The 13,826-nt window shown below is 42.9% G+C and carries 13 protein-coding genes; 5 read left to right on the top strand and 8 right to left on the bottom strand.

The window, feature by feature from the left end; genetic code table 11:
• Positions 1–134: 134 nt before the first annotated feature.
• The 6 genes from AB4589_RS01865 to AB4589_RS01840 form a co-directional block, all read right to left on the bottom strand.
• Complete coding sequence (locus tag AB4589_RS01865; RefSeq protein ID WP_017102586.1) at positions 135–317, bottom strand: hypothetical protein; 183 nt, start codon at positions 315–317, stop codon at positions 135–137.
• 297 nt (positions 318–614) lie between these two features.
• The gene (locus tag AB4589_RS01860; RefSeq protein WP_017111922.1) at positions 615–839 is read right to left on the bottom strand and encodes a PAS factor family protein; all 225 of its coding nucleotides are present in this window, start codon (positions 837–839) and stop codon (positions 615–617) included.
• A 296-nt stretch (positions 840–1,135) separates the two neighbouring features.
• A complete protein-coding gene (locus tag AB4589_RS01855) occupies positions 1,136–3,292 on the bottom strand; it encodes a c-type cytochrome (protein ID WP_372099161.1) in 2,157 nt (718 codons plus the stop codon).
• A complete protein-coding gene (locus AB4589_RS01850) occupies positions 3,289–3,903 on the bottom strand; it encodes a cbb3-type cytochrome c oxidase subunit II (RefSeq protein ID WP_065679411.1) in 615 nt (204 codons plus the stop codon). The genes AB4589_RS01855 and AB4589_RS01850 overlap by 4 nt, the downstream gene beginning before the upstream one ends.
• A complete protein-coding gene (gene ccoN, locus AB4589_RS01845; RefSeq protein WP_372099160.1) occupies positions 3,904–5,328 on the bottom strand; it encodes a cytochrome-c oxidase, cbb3-type subunit I in 1,425 nt (474 codons plus the stop codon).
• A 15-nt stretch (positions 5,329–5,343) separates the two neighbouring features.
• Positions 5,344–5,739 carry a cytochrome c gene (locus tag AB4589_RS01840; RefSeq protein ID WP_371706972.1) on the bottom strand — a complete coding sequence of 132 codons (396 nt, stop codon included), beginning with the start codon at positions 5,737–5,739 and terminating at the stop codon, positions 5,344–5,346.
• A 367-nt stretch (positions 5,740–6,106) separates the two neighbouring features.
• Here AB4589_RS01840 and AB4589_RS01835 point away from each other — a divergent pair, with 367 nt between their 5' ends.
• On the top strand, positions 6,107–6,574 hold the full coding sequence (locus tag AB4589_RS01835) for a hypothetical protein (RefSeq protein WP_012600765.1): 468 nt from the start codon (positions 6,107–6,109) through the stop codon (positions 6,572–6,574).
• Positions 6,575–6,583: 9 nt separating this feature from the next.
• Positions 6,584–7,609: a diguanylate cyclase domain-containing protein gene (locus AB4589_RS01830; protein ID WP_004730440.1), complete on the top strand. Its 1,026-nt coding sequence runs from the start codon at positions 6,584–6,586 to the stop codon at positions 7,607–7,609.
• Positions 7,610–7,662: 53 nt separating this feature from the next.
• Here the strand turns inward: AB4589_RS01830 and AB4589_RS01825 are convergent, their stop codons facing one another.
• The gene (locus AB4589_RS01825; RefSeq protein ID WP_372099159.1) at positions 7,663–10,095 is read right to left on the bottom strand and encodes a putative bifunctional diguanylate cyclase/phosphodiesterase; all 2,433 of its coding nucleotides are present in this window, start codon (positions 10,093–10,095) and stop codon (positions 7,663–7,665) included.
• A 3-nt stretch (positions 10,096–10,098) separates the two neighbouring features.
• Complete coding sequence (locus tag AB4589_RS01820; RefSeq protein WP_372099158.1) at positions 10,099–11,130, bottom strand: PotD/PotF family extracellular solute-binding protein; 1,032 nt, start codon at positions 11,128–11,130, stop codon at positions 10,099–10,101.
• Positions 11,131–11,499: 369 nt separating this feature from the next.
• Here AB4589_RS01820 and AB4589_RS01815 point away from each other — a divergent pair, with 369 nt between their 5' ends.
• From AB4589_RS01815 to AB4589_RS01805, 3 genes are all read left to right on the top strand, one after another.
• The gene (locus tag AB4589_RS01815) at positions 11,500–12,150 is read left to right on the top strand and encodes a LysE family translocator (protein WP_269335111.1); all 651 of its coding nucleotides are present in this window, start codon (positions 11,500–11,502) and stop codon (positions 12,148–12,150) included.
• Positions 12,151–12,438: 288 nt separating this feature from the next.
• On the top strand, positions 12,439–13,239 hold the full coding sequence (locus tag AB4589_RS01810; protein WP_371694498.1) for a PhzF family phenazine biosynthesis protein: 801 nt from the start codon (positions 12,439–12,441) through the stop codon (positions 13,237–13,239).
• A gap of 70 nt (positions 13,240–13,309) precedes the next feature.
• Positions 13,310–13,822, top strand: a complete 513-nt coding sequence (locus AB4589_RS01805; RefSeq protein WP_372099157.1) for a YgjV family protein — start codon at positions 13,310–13,312, stop codon at positions 13,820–13,822.
• The last annotated feature ends 4 nt before the right edge of the window (positions 13,823–13,826 follow it).

The following is a 13,826-nucleotide window of genomic DNA, read 5'->3' as shown; positions in this document are numbered from 1 at the left end:
TTAAGTGAACGGCATTAGCATCCGTGCAGCGTTTTTTTTATGTCATCAAACTCTGTTTTTCTCAGTATCGTATTGATAACTAAAGCGAGTAAAGCAGAGAATTTAAGAACCGGGAGGGATAGTTCCTAAACTCATTATGGTTGGATGACGATATCTTGATTTTCGGTAGTCGATAAGCTGGCGCGGTTCTGTTCGATAAGTTGAGCCGCATAAGAGGGAGTCACAGCTTGAACTTCGCCCTTGGAACGAATAGTTAGTGCTTCCCACGCATGATCACGGTATTTGCCTGTTTGTGTATATTCAATAAGTACTCTCATGATTCTTCCATCCGATGTGTGGTTAACGTGCTACTAACATTAGCGCCATTGTTGAGGTTGCACACCTGTTAAAAATGGAACATAAGATTAACCAAATGAGAATGCGTGTAACTTGAAAAACAGAGCGAATTGGACTTATCGAGAACCGTTATCAATACGGTTTGGCTGTTAGCCGGTAGAAATTAGAAGCTGGGAGTTAGGTCTATGTATGGAAGTACTTGCGGTGGGAAAACAAAAAACGCTGCGGATTCGCAGCGTTTTAATTTTTTAGAAAGAGATACTGAGTATCAAGGCTGGTTATTTCTTCAAACCAACAATCTTACATGCAGAAGTGACAGCACTTTCAAGGTCGGTTAAACGGCCTGCACTGGCTGGTCCTAGGACATTTGAATACAAGGCTAACTGCTTCTCAAATGATAGATCTAATTGGTTGTATAGATTTTGGCGAATTTGAGCGTGCTGTTGAGGCTCTGCGCTCGATAATCCTTCCAATGTATCGTAGATGAGAGTTGTTGTATCCATAGACGGTCCCTTAGTACATCTTTATAAAATAATGAAGATTATGCACTTAGTCACATCTTTGTTCTGGGATATCGATCTCATTATGTGTGAATTGACTTTATTATGTAATCAGTTAGTTAAAAAGTTTGGTGGGTAAAGTGTCGAGATTGGGTGTAATTAGAATATCAAAAACACGGTTGTATCAAAACTCGTCTGTACTCAAGCACAGTTGTATTGGAGACCGTTCTATTAAAAACTGCTCTATTAATAAAAAGCAGGAGGCCTGAATTTGACCTCCTGCATGGTTTGTTCGTCGACTAACGAATGTTGATGTTCTTATCTCGACTTTCGTACATTTCAGGTGTGGTGTGTAACCCTCCTGCGTAACCTGCAGCTTCAAGAGTTTCTCTTACCTCTCGAACGTGCTCTGCCGTTACTGGTTCCTCTCTATCTCCAAGGTGCAATCGCACGAAGGTGATCAACTCAGCCAACCTTTGATCCGACAGCACATCTTCAAAGCTTGCCATTGGCATGAAGTTTCTGTCTTTGTCGAGATAGGTGGGTTGCAGGCCACGCACGGTTACTGCGATGGTGTTGAATGGATCGCTGTGCATGATGATGCCGTTATTCAACAGAGTAGGGGCGATAGGGTCACGTCCCTTACCATCGTCACCATGACAGGCTCCACATGTCTGGCGATAAGTGGTGTAAATGTCAGTCGCGTAAGAGTCTTCATCAAACCCTTTAGGTTGCAACGGAACCACGTCACTGCTGATGGTGTTGTTGATGTCACCACTGAGTAGGTAATAGGACATCGACTCGATATCTTCACGCGTCATCAGGCTTAGACTGTTTTTCACTACGTCAGCCATGCCAGCAAAGGCAGTCCCTTTGTCTGAGTGACCCGTGTGTAAGAAATCAGTCAGTGTCGCTTCATCCCAACCATCGACATAAAGTTCGTTTGCCGTGATATCGGGCGCATTCCAACCGTCAATCAGGTTACCTTGGAAAATACGTTCAGGTATCAGAGCTTGAGCAATGTTTCGCGGGGTGTGGCACTCAGAGCAGTGTCCAAGACCAGCAACCCAATATTTCCCTTGTTGCCATTTCTCAACGTTTTCGACTTCCGTTTTAAGCTCTTCGGGCACTTGATAGTCAATCGGGTCGGTATCCATGAACACAATGTTCCACCCGAGCAGACCTAGACGTATATTCGATGGGAACATCATGCTGTTGTCGTCATTGCGGCGCGGCACCGCGGTGATTGACTGCATGTATTCCCACAAATCGAGCATGTCTTGGTCGGTGAGGTATTGATAAGAGGTGTAAGGCATTGCAGGGTACAGGTAACCATTCTTACCTTTACCTGCAACTAACGCGGCTCGGAAATCATCAAAATCGTAAGTACCAATACCTTCCGTTGTATGGGGGGTAATATTGGTTGAATATACGGTGCCGAAAGGGGTCACAAACGGCAGGCCGCCAGCAAAAGGTTCGCCACCTTCGGCACTATGACACGCGACACAGTCACCGGCATAAGCGAGGTATTCACCACGTTCAACAGACTGAGCTTCTAGGTTCGCGAGTCTTTGCTGCTGCTCTGAGCCCGCATGTCGAATGTAAGCACCCAGTGCGAGTATCTCGTTCTCCGTAAGCTGTTTATCAAACGCAGGCATCAGGTTGTTCAAGCCTTTGTTGATAGTGTGCTGAATCTCTTCAATACTGCCGCCATGCAGCCAAATATCGTCGGAAAGATCAGGGACGCCGATCGCCGGATTCGCGATAGAACCATCGGCGTGACAAGATGAACAATATTTTGCAAACAGCTCTTTGCCGACTTTAACTTTTACTTCTGGAACATCGGTATGGCGTTGATTGAGCGAAGCTAAGTAGTAAGAAACCTTAGCCACTTCATCGGGGCGCATTATCTCGCTCCAACCCGGCATCGCGCCATTTCGCCCTTTGGCGATCGAATGAATGATCGCTTCATCACTACCACCATATAGCCATTCTTGGTCAATAAGGTTAGGGAAGTGTTTCTGACCTTGAGCGTTATCGCGGTGACAAGCCGCGCAGTGAGTTTGGAACAAGATTTGTCCGCTGTTTACTATTTCGGGTATGCCAGACAATCCTTCGAGGGAGGTTTCCGTTGTTTGAGATAATTGCTCGTTTAACGTTGTGCTGGGTGAGCTGAGTTTGTCGTCACTTTGCTTCCAATCGACTAACCCTTCCCATTCACCAAGCCCGGGGTAGAGCACCAAATAACCAGCAGACAATAGAAATGCAATAGCATAGCTGACAAAGAGTAGTTTTGGCGGTGGCGCATCTTTTTCTTCAATGCCATCAAAAGTGCCAAGGGTGTGGTCTTGATCGGCTTGGTGATTGCTACGCCAATATTTAACGACAACAGACACAATAAGAACGAAAAAGATTAAGGTTAAAATTACCGCCCATAGATTCCAAAATGCACTCATTGTGATACCTCCTGTGACGTATCTTTACCAAGGCTTTGTAGATAGCGGATCAGAGCTTCACCTTTGGTTTTTCCTCTTACTTGTAATCGGGCGTCACCTATTTCTTGGTCAGTATAAGGAACGCCAAGTATGCGGAGGGTTTCCATTTTTTCGCTTATGTCGTCGCCTGACAGAGTCTGTTCAAATAACCAAGGGTAGGCGGGCATGATCGATGTCGGTACGACTTTTCGAGGATCAATTAAGTGAATAGCATGCCACTGGTCAGAATACTTTCTTCCTAAGTTAGTGAGGTCAGGCCCCGTACGCTTAGAACCCCACAAGTTAGGAAATTCGTAGATGTCGTCTGCTTCTTTGTTTGGGCGACCATTACGTTTCACTTCAGGCTCTAGAGGGCGAACCATTTGAGTGTGACACACATGACAGCCTTCACTGATGTAGATGTCTCGTCCTGCTAACTCAAGAGGTGTGAGCGGCATCGCTAAGCTGCCTTTGGCAATATCGTCTCCACGGACAATGCTAGGCACTACCCAAACCAACAGAGAAAAGGAAGCGACGACAACAGTGGTCAAAATTAAAATGACGATTGAATGTGTAAAGTCTTTACTCATCATTTAAGCCCCCTCATTAACGGCGTGTTTAGCGTTATGTGCTACTGGCATACGAACGGTTTTAAATAAGTTAAATGCCATTAGGAATAAACCCAGAACAAACAGCGCACCACCAAAGAATCGTAAGAACAACCAAGGTGCTTTAAAGTCCATAGCCTCTACAAAGCTGTATATCAGTTCGCCATTTTCATTTTGAGCGAGCCACATATAACCTTCACCGATACCCGCGACCCAAAGCGCAATCGCATAAATGGCGACGCCAGCATGAGCAAGCCAGAAGTGCCACTTAATCAATCGTCGTGACCAAAGTTTGGTTTGGCCCCATAAGCGTGGAATGAAGTAGTAAAAAACCGCTATCCCTGACATTCCAACCCACCCGAGTGCTGCGGAATGTACGTGGCCGATTATCCATTCGGTGTTGTGTGCCACCATGTTGAACCAGCGAATAGCAAGTAACGGGCCTTCGAATGTTGCCAAGCAGTAGTAAAGAATTGCTGAGAAAAAGAATAAAAGAATGTAGTCGGACTTCAGCTTTTCTTTGTTTTGTAGAAGGGTCATTGCGCTATTGAAAGCACCAGCCCAGGAAGGGAGCCACAGGATCAATGACATCACGATTCCGATGTTCTGAATCCAGATGGGAACGGAAGAGTAGACTAAGTGGTGCGTTCCGGCCCACGTGTAAAAGCCGACCAAGCCCCAGAAATGGATCACAGACAAACGGTATGAGTAGATAGGTCGGTCCGCCGCTTTAGGTATGAAATAGTAGTTCATACCAATCACACCAGCGGTCAGTAAGAAACCAACGGCATTATGTCCCCACCACCATTGAACAATCGCATCTTGAGCACCTGCGAATACAGAGTAGGACTTCATGGCAGAGACCGGCATCGCAAGATTGTTCACAATGAAAATCATGGCAACAACGATAATGAAAGCAGCAAAAAACCAGTTAGCCACGAAGATATGGCTCACTTTCCGCTTGGCAAGGGTGCCAAAGAACAACACTGCATAGAGTACCCAAACCAGCACAATCATTAAGTCGATTGGCCATTCAAGTTCCGCATACTCTTTTGAGCTGGTGTGGCCCCCAGGCAAGGAGATGACCGCGAGCAGTAGAATAAGTTGCCACCCCCAAAAGACCATCCACGACAGGCTTTTATTGAACAGCTCACAATGGCCAGTTCGTTGGGCAATGTAGAGTGAAGTCCCCATTAGAATATTCACCACAAACCCATAAATAACGCCTGAGGTATGCAGAGGGCGAAGACGACCAAATTGGAAATATTGAGAATCGAAATTGAGCACAGGCCAATACAATTGAGCGGCGAGGATCACGCCGATGATCATCCCCACAATCGCCCAGATTAAAGAGGCGATGATAAAGTATCTCACGACCTTGATGCTGTACTGCGTTGTCACTTGTTCCATAACAAGGCTCCTTGCCTACAGTTTTGATTTGCTGTCTGTTTTTGAGTCGCTAACTGAACTTGATTCCTTGCCGAGCATTGAATAGAAGTAGGAGATATCTCGGATGTCTTGATCTGAAAGTGTGTCGGCTTGTTGCTGCATGAGAATCGCCAAACCACTGGTTCTTTCCCTTGTCTGATAATCTTTCAGTGAAGAGATGAGGTATCCCACTTTTTGACCGCGAAGGTTCGGGTAAGGGTCTTGTGTTGAGATACCATCAACGCCATGACAGGTCATACACACCTTGGCTTTTTGTTTTCCTAACTCGAACTGCTCGTCGTTGGATTCTGCGTAAACTGGATTCATGACCGCCGTCATTAGCAGAATGGAAAGTGCGGTTATGGGGTTAAACTTTTGCTTATTTAATCTCATTACGTATTCCCTTATTGAAGAAAAGAGCGAGTGCTTGATGACCCTCAGAAAACACTCACCTTGGTGTAAAGGTTATGCATGCATAAGCGTTCTCGCTACTTACTGACTCATATTTATTGTCAATTTTGTTAGTCAGTACGTATTCAGTGGCAAGATTGGATTACTCATTGCCTTTAAAACGCAGGGATTACTTGTATGAACGCTAATTAAAGTCTTATTGAGACAAGGAGAAGGTGTTGTTCGCACCTAGTTACAGGAATGAAACATTATTTGAGAAAGGTTCGAACTGCATCATTGAGAAAATAGGCAATGTCTAAGCAAGTCAAATGACTAATATGAACTAGACTCAAATTAGTGACCTTTTAAAATGGAGTTTAAAATGAGAGCTGCACTTCTGTTTATCCTTTCACTGTGTTCATTTTCTATTTTTGCAGCATCGGAACTGACAATATTCGATCACTTAGGGCAAAAGCATCAATTCAGTCGAGAACAGCTGTTATTGCTTCCTCAAAAAGAAATCACCACGTCATTACCTTGGCTGGATGGTGAATTGGTTTATAGTGGTGTGGCCTTACAAACGGTGCTTGAAACTATGGATTTACCCATGGCCTCGCAGGTAACTTTTGTTGCACTAAACGACTATAAAATAGCGGTGCCCAAAGAAGACTTTGACGACTACCAGCCGATTATTGCGATTAAACAGAATGGCCAATTTATGTCAGTCAGAGAAAAAGGTCCGTACTGGTTGATATATCCACTTTCTTCGACTCCAGACATTGATAACACTGACTTCCATGCCAAGATGATCTGGCAGATACGCGATATTCATTTGTAAGGGCTTAGTATGAAAAAGCTGTTGTCATTGACTGCAATTAAAGTCGTCGTGTTATCTTTAGCGGCAGTGGTACTCACCATTAATATCTACAGTGTGACCCGCATTAACGATATCAATAAGAGTTTTTCTACCCGACAAAATGAGGCAACGTGGTTCGTTTTTCAATTGGTGAAAGAATACGCCAATTTCTTGATGGTAAGCCGTTCTGAAACTATTGATTATGATGAGTTATGGTTAGCGTACGATATTACGTGGAGCCGTTTTGACATATTAATTAACAGTACTGAGTCCTCCAATTTCATCAAGTCAGCAAACTTTAAACCTTATTTTAGTGCGGAATTTGATAAATTTAAGAGCTTGGAATCCTCAATTAAACTGGTCAGCCAAGGGTTGTTGCCCAAGGAATCTCTGCAGAAAAAAGTCGATATTTGCTACCACACACTCGTCGATTTTATTAATGACAAGTTTCGATTACAAAGCCCTGTGATTGAAGAAAACACCTCAATGGTTGATAACTTGGTTACCGTTCATCGGATCAGTAGCGTTTTTCTTGTTGGCATCTTGTTATTGACTGGGATTATTTTTTATATGGATTTTTCTATTAAAAGAAAGCTCTACTCTACGGATTTTATTACAGGATTTCGCAATCGAATTTCGTTGATGAAATTTGTTAAGAATAGCTACTCGAAGGACAAAAACTTTGATCTCTATTTTGTCCGAATCAGAAATCTTACTGAGATTAATCAAAAATATGGCCTTGAATATGGGGACCTTGTGGTGAGCTCGGCTGCTAAGTCTTTGACCACCAAGATCCCTGAAAGCACCATTTCATTCCGAAGCAGTGGAAGCCAGTTCTTATTCTTCATTCCTGATCATTTGTACGCGAGTGACGAAATTCAGGACAAGTTTAACGACGTCCTTAGTGATTACATCTCTGCAGGTAACTTAGAGTTAATGATTGACGCCGTAGTGAGGCACAAGAAGAACATAAGCTCTAAAGACATGATGGAACTGTTGACCTCGATGCAAGGCTAAGCTTCTACAAGGTTTGGTCGTGGTTATTAAGTAGTCATGCTTTCGGAATACGACTACTGTTTCTGATTGAGTGCCACAATCCTTTCGTTAGAGCTTGGTTCTAAAAGGGCTTGTTGATCCAGAATAGTCTGCGGATTGTGGTCACGAACAAATTCAATGAACTCAATGTAAGTGAGTGGTTGGCTGAAAAAATAACCCTGTATTAGGTCGCAGTTGGCTTTTTTAAGGTGATGATATTGTTCGAGAGACTCGACACCTTCACCAACAACGAAGGTGTCACAAGAGTGCCCTAAGTTAACCATGGATTCGACCATCTTTCGGTCAGCTTTGTCGTCGACGATATTATCGATAAAGCTTTTATCAATTTTAAGCTCATCGACAGGGTAGTGAAGAAGTTGGTTAAAAGCTGTATAGCCTGTACCGAAATCGTCAAGAGACACTTTTAAACCTAAGCTCCTGATACTTTCGATAGTCTGCACTGTAAGTTTACTGCTTTTAACGTAACTGGTTTCGGTAATTTCTATAATGATGTTGGCTGGTGGTACTTGATAACGCTCGATTACCTTTCGAATATTGTCGGCAAAGTTACGATTGTAAAGTTCCATCGCTGAGATATTTATTGATAAGCTACCTGTGTACTTGTGAATTTCAGAGAGCTCTTTATAGCTTTTTATTGCGGTACTAATGACCCACATGTCGAGTTTGGATATTAGATTGCTCCTCTCCGCGACTGGAATGAACTCATCTGGACCCGCTTTAATGTCAAACAGTGCAGGGCAGCGAATGAGACATTCAGCGCCATCGATTTGCAGGGTCTGAGCATTGAAGATGGGCATAAAGCGAAGTTCAAAGTTGTCGCTTTCACAACACTCCAATAGCCTTTTTTCGATAACGTCATGTCTTTCTAGTGAATGAAGTAGTTCTTCTCCGTAAACGATTCGGCTTTCTCCATCACTGTGCGCTTTGGCATTAATAAGCATCTCATCGATGCATCGGTGCCATATCTCCTCGAACTTAGGGGTATCGACGGGTAGTACACCTGTTGCAATTGAAAGCCTGAATCCGTAGTAATCTAGGAAAGTCGTACCCGTTAGGGTGTTGTTAATGTTCTCAATTTCTTCGTTTATTGATTGGTGCTCACCCATTTCCAATATGGCAATGAATTGGTTTCCTCCTAGCCTTGCAACTGAATAGTCGCTGCAACTGAAGCCAAAAGAGGATTGTTGATTCTGCAGGGTTTCTCTTAGTGTTTTGGCCAGACTAACGAGTACATTGTCACCTACTTTTGTACCATATAAGTCATTGATTTTACGGAAATCGATAATGTCCCAGCAAACCAGATAGCAATGAGGGCTTATCGAGCTTTTTAGACGCACATCGAGGTGTCGGATGAACGAACGTCGGTTGGCTAATTTAGTTAATTGATCAAATTCAGCTTCGAACTTTAATTCCGTGAGTGAATCAATGTAAGCGTTCTTCAAACCATCAATTTCACTGTGCCCGGATGAACGTTTGAAATACCTCAGTTTAAGTCCGCCAATCGATATCTCGTGTAGTAGCTCTTTGAGCGGACGTACTAATTGGTAGCGCACCACCATGTGTACGATGAGCATAATAATGAATAGTGTCGTCAAACTGCCAAGTAAGGTCTGCTTAGCAATGATAGATTTTTCCTGATTGAATTTTTTTTCGCGAATATTAACTTGAGCGAGGAAGTGACGGCTGTTCATCTCAACTTTGATTCTGTCTTTGGTTTGTTCAAACGATTTGATAACAAACTGCGTATTCTCTATGTGTGCAGTATTCGATGATGGCTCAATCAGAAGCTGCATATTGTCATCATCGTTGTATTTTATTAGTAAGTTGGATAGTTGTTTTAATGGACCATCTGCAATCAGTATGTATCGATTTAAGCTGTCGTTTGCGCGTTTGTCTTGTGGGAGCAAGTAAGGGTCGATTGCAATAACGTAAGCGTATCTAAGTTCACCACTCACAGAGATATATGAGAAGCCTTTATGAGACAGCTCGTTTTTATTGATTAACGAGGTATAGATATCGAAGATTTTTTCATAGATGTTATCGGGGATCTTTAACCCTTCGAAAGGGTCTGCTCGTAACGTAGATAGCGTTAACTGGAACTTAGGGTCAACGATATAGATGTTACGTTGACCAAACTGATTAACGTGACTTTGGTTTAAGACGCGAAGCACTCTTTTTTCCAGCAAGGACAAGGTTGTGTAGTCACTAGGGTTTTGAATATATCGCAAGAACTGTAGCGATGAACCAATATCTTTTACAAGCAAAGATAGACCAAGTTGCTCGTATTCAGCCGCCACGAGCGCGGTGTTCACATCAGATTGTACTTCGTCTAAGTACATGTGTTTCGCGTGGTTAGAGGCTAAGTTGTAAGTAACCATTCCGCCTATTGCAAATACGAACAATAAAGTAGGAATGAGCACAAAGTAGAGCTTCTTTAATACTGGCATTAATTATCTCAAACTGTCGACAATGCGGTTACGAATTTGAATGCTATTGGGTTCGAGTTGCTGATACAGATAGCTGCGTTCTAAAACCTCTTTGCTAGGGAAAAGCTCCGGATCATTTTGGTACTCTTGCGTTGTTAAGGCTTTTGCTTTTGAGCTTGGAGTTGCAAACCATGAATCCATTGCGTTTTGAGCGGCGATCTCGGGTTGCGACAAGAATGATAGAATCGTTGTTGCTTGTGCAGACAACTCTCCGTTATTAATCGCAGCAATGCACTCTAACCATAACGTGGTGCCTTCTTGAGGCACAGCGTAGGACCAAGAGGCATCAGGCTCCAAATCATTGAGTACATAACTGTCACCAGAATAACCGTAGGCAAGGTCGATGTTAGCAAGACGTTCGGGTTGGCGAATATAGTCGATGACGTATTCGTTGCTTTCTAGGTGAGGCTTTTGAGCTTGCAGGGTTTTATAGGCAACGCGAAGTTCCTGCTCATTATTGGTGAATGGATCAAATTGATTTGCTAACAGTGCAGTACTCACCAAATCCGTAGGTTCGTAATACATACTTATGCGGCCACTGCTGTTCGTGTCTGGTTCGAGAATAGCGTTCCAAGAGGTGGGAGCGTTTAGTTTGTCACTGCGATATAAGATTCCCGCAGTCCCCCAAGCGTAGGGAATACCATACTCGCCACATCCATCAACCCACCGTGAATCTATGTTACCAGCAATGGATTGTTGTAACTCACTGAGATTATGAAACAGGTTCTGCTTGGCTAACGCATTGAGCTTTACACTTTCTATAATGACTAGCTCAAATGCGCCACGACGTTCGCTTAATAGCACTTCATCTCTGATCGACTCATCAGAAAAAAACTGCTGTTTCAAAGAAATGCCGTACGTGTCACTTAGTTGGGTCACGACACTATTGGATAGAAATTCATCCCAATTGTAGAGATAAATATCATTTTGTTGGCTAAACGCTGTGCCAGTTAAAAAGGATGATGACGCAAGAACTGAAACATAAAATGCTTTCACTGACGGATTCCTTTCCTACTTTGCTTAACTAAATCGTAGCCCAAATTTTGCGACATAGCTCAAATTGAGGTCTCTAATTTCAGTTCAACCTAACGCAATGCATCTAGGTGTGAAAATCCTATGACCTAATTGGAACTAAAAGTAAGCTTTGAGCACAAAATCATTATGTTAAATCAAGGGGATATCAACCTTTGACCGACGAACGCCTGAATAAGTGCACGAATGACTCATCTACTTCCGATTTGGCACGACAAAACACGGGATTTGTTTGATTATTAGGTTGCTAGCAAATATATATTCATCTACTTGAGCATTTTTTCGTTAGTTATGCAATAGTAGGGCATTAATTGAACGACAGGAGGTTGGTTTATGGATGCAGGTTTAGTTGGGATTTTTGTTACCGTGGCGATTGCTCACTTTTTGGCGCTATTGAGCCCCGGACCAGATTTTGTGATTGTGGTAAAGAGTGCTGTTAAAAATAAGGGTAGAAAAGCACTCGGCGTTGCATTCGGTATTGCCAGTGCCAATGCGGTTTATATTGCTTTATGTTTGGTTGGTGTCGGCTCGATCCTAGCGGCATCCGTTTCCGTTATGATTGCACTTAAGATAATTGGTGGTGTATTTCTTGTTTATCTTGCTGTTCAAGCGATAAGAGCGAAGAAATGTAACTACAGTAATATGGATGTTTCCGAAAGAGATAGCTTCAACCAAACGACTTTTCTTAATGAATTCGCCACGGGTTTTCTATCTGGAATCCTTAATCCCAAAAACCTATTGTTCTATTTGAGCTTATTCACGGTTGTGTTGAACAATGACATTAGCTTCATGTTTAAGCTAGGCCTAGGTATTTGGATGACGGTGGTTGTCTTTATTTGGGATGCGGCGATCATCTTCCTATTATCGACGCCTAAAGTGCGTCAAGAGTTTACGCGCGCTGCTTACTATATTGATAAAGTGACAGGAGTTATGTTGGGTCTGCTTGGCTTGACCATTGTGAAATCTGCTCTGGTACGTCAGTAGATTCAATAAAGTTACCATTGCTGAGTAACCTCACGTTTGTGGCACGATACAATGCCTATGTGCCGCGAATGTGTGCTTGTTTCCTACCAGCGCTGATACGTTTTATCTCTTATCTGCCCGATTTTAAACCCTCAGCTTAATCCACCAATTCTTTTCATAACTGTTTGTTTATCATTCCTTAGTTCTTAAATAAGTATTAATAATGTTGCTGTTGAACACTTGTAGCACGGGGTGTTTGTGCTTATTGTAGGCTGCAATGTCTATTCAATATCAGCGCTAGGAGCCATTGTGAATTTAGAGATATATCAAGTGGATTCGTTCACAACTCAAGCTTTTAAAGGAAACCCTGCAGGGGTTTGTATTTCACAAGAACCTTTAGAAGAGTCGTTGATGTATTCGATTGCTGAAGAGATGGCAGTATCAGAAACGGCATTCTTAGCCCTCAATACGATGACGTTGAAATGGTTCACACCAGAAGTTGAAGTCAAATTATGCGGTCACGGTACGTTGGCAACAGCGCATGTGATGAAGGAAAGAGGGTTAGTCAATGTGGGTGAGGTTGTGACGTTTGATACGCTTTCAGGGGAGCTATCTGCCACAGTTTGTGACTCCACAATCGAGCTTGACTTCCCAAGTACTGTGCTTGATCTTGGATTGGATGCTAATAAAGATTTGCTTGAATATTTAGGACTGTGTGAAGCCCAAGTCGTGTCATACAGTGAGTTCGATACCAAGCAGTTTATTGAGGTTGTCAGCGAACAAGTTTTATTAGATTTATCACCAAACTTTGATGCTCTAAAGCGTATTAAAGGTCGAGGCGTTGTTGTGACAGCATTGTCGTCGAACTCTGAGCTTGATTTTGTTTCGCGCTATTTTGCGCCGTGGGTGGGTGTTAACGAAGATCCCGTTACGGGTTCAGCGCATTGCGCTCTCACACAATACTGGTCCGAGAAACTAAACAAAGCGCATTTCAATGCTTACCAAGCGTCGCGCCGCGGTGGGTATGTATCGACAGAGCTATTACCGAACGGTCGTATAAAACTGATAGGGTCTGCAACCACCGTAATCAGTGGTACTTTAAAAGTCTAAACTTCAATATCATTCATAAAACAGCAACGTCATAATTTAAATCTGCTAGGTCACTACTTAAGGAATAATCGTGTCAGCTTTTTATCTTTCTCAGGTATTAGTCGCAATTGCTATTTGTTTCGATCTTCTGTCTTTTCAATTTAAAGAGAGGAAGAAAATCGTCACATGCTTGTTTTTTGCAGGCGTTCTTATTTCTAGTCATTTCATTTTGCTCGAACAATGGACGGCGGTAAGTTTGATGATCATCGCGACCATTCGATATTTGACGAGCGTGTTTTCTACGTCACCCAAATTTAAATATTTGTTCAGTTCCATGTCAGTAGTCGCAACGGTTGTGACTTACTCGGGGCTCACTAGCATATTGAGTTGCTTTGCTTCCGTATTTCAAACCTTTGCAGCCTTCAATAAAGATGACCGTCGATTAAGAGAGTTGATGATCATCGGAACTAGCTTTTGGTTGGTTCACAATTACTTAGTTGGTTCTCCAACTGCTGTACTGATGGAAGCGCTATTTATCTGCAGTAACTTGGTTGGCTATTATCGTTTCTATTTCAGAAAAAGTGCTGTGGCTTATAGCTTATAGCTTA

This window comes from Vibrio sp. 10N.222.49.A3 (assembly GCF_041475145.1).
GTDB classification, from domain to species: domain Bacteria; phylum Pseudomonadota; class Gammaproteobacteria; order Enterobacterales; family Vibrionaceae; genus Vibrio; species Vibrio tasmaniensis_A.
The sequence above is the reverse complement of the archived record's forward strand: the minus strand, read 5'-3'. Positions and strand labels throughout refer to the sequence as shown.

Coding starts and splice junctions, on each gene's coding strand:
- AB4589_RS01840 (WP_371706972.1), bottom strand. CDS start 5,739: ATGAGATTAAATAAGCAAAAGTTTAACCCCATAACCGCACTTTCCATT.
- AB4589_RS01830 (WP_004730440.1), top strand. CDS start 6,584: ATGAAAAAGCTGTTGTCATTGACTGCAATTAAAGTCGTCGTGTTATCT.
- AB4589_RS01835 (WP_012600765.1), top strand. CDS start 6,107: ATGGAGTTTAAAATGAGAGCTGCACTTCTGTTTATCCTTTCACTGTGT.
- AB4589_RS01815 (WP_269335111.1), top strand. CDS start 11,500: ATGGATGCAGGTTTAGTTGGGATTTTTGTTACCGTGGCGATTGCTCAC.
- AB4589_RS01825 (WP_372099159.1), bottom strand. CDS start 10,095: ATGCCAGTATTAAAGAAGCTCTACTTTGTGCTCATTCCTACTTTATTG.
- AB4589_RS01850 (WP_065679411.1), bottom strand. CDS start 3,903: ATGATGAGTAAAGACTTTACACATTCAATCGTCATTTTAATTTTGACC.
- AB4589_RS01865 (WP_017102586.1), bottom strand. CDS start 317: ATGAGAGTACTTATTGAATATACACAAACAGGCAAATACCGTGATCAT.
- AB4589_RS01860 (WP_017111922.1), bottom strand. CDS start 839: ATGGATACAACAACTCTCATCTACGATACATTGGAAGGATTATCGAGC.
- ccoN (WP_372099160.1), bottom strand. CDS start 5,328: ATGGAACAAGTGACAACGCAGTACAGCATCAAGGTCGTGAGATACTTT.
- AB4589_RS01855 (WP_372099161.1), bottom strand. CDS start 3,292: ATGAGTGCATTTTGGAATCTATGGGCGGTAATTTTAACCTTAATCTTT.